1 protein-coding gene is annotated in these 570 nt (G+C 72.5%); it reads right to left on the reverse strand.

Annotated elements, in window-relative coordinates; translation table 11 throughout:
* On the reverse strand, nucleotides 1-570 hold a 570-nt coding region (locus ACFP2T_RS47620), incomplete at both ends, for a phosphopantetheine-binding protein (protein WP_377434640.1).

Genomic DNA, 570 nt, shown 5'->3' on the forward strand with positions numbered 1-570 from the left:
CGCCGCGACCGGCACCTCCACGGCGAACACGGCCCGGATCCGGGACACCACCCGGGTGGCCAGCAGCGAATGTCCACCCAGGGTGAAGAAGTTGTCGCGTACCCCGACCCGGTCCACGCCCAACACCTCGGCCCAGATCCCGGCCAGGAGTTCCTCGGCCGGGGTCCGCGGCGCCACGAACTGGGCATCCGCGTCCGGGCGGACACCCTCGACCGCGGGCAACGCCGCCCGGTCGATCTTGCCGTTGGCGTTGAGCGGCAGCGCCGTCAGTTCCACGAACACCGCCGGGACCATGTACTCCGGCAGCCGCTCCCGCAACACCACCCGAAGCTGCGCCACCGCCACCCCGGCACCGCTGTCCGCCACCACATACGCCACCAACCGCGACTGCCCAACCGGACCGTCCGCGACGACCACCGCCGCGGCCACCCCCGGCACCGCCCGCAGCACACCCTCGATCTCGCCCAGCTCGATCCGGAACCCACGCACCTTCACCTGGAAATCCGCCCGGCCCAGGAACTCCGGACGCCCGTCCGCCCGCCACCGCACCACATCCCCGGTCCGGTACAA

This window comes from Plantactinospora solaniradicis, assembly GCF_042658085.1.
Classification (GTDB): Bacteria; Actinomycetota; Actinomycetes; order Mycobacteriales; family Micromonosporaceae; genus Plantactinospora; species Plantactinospora solaniradicis.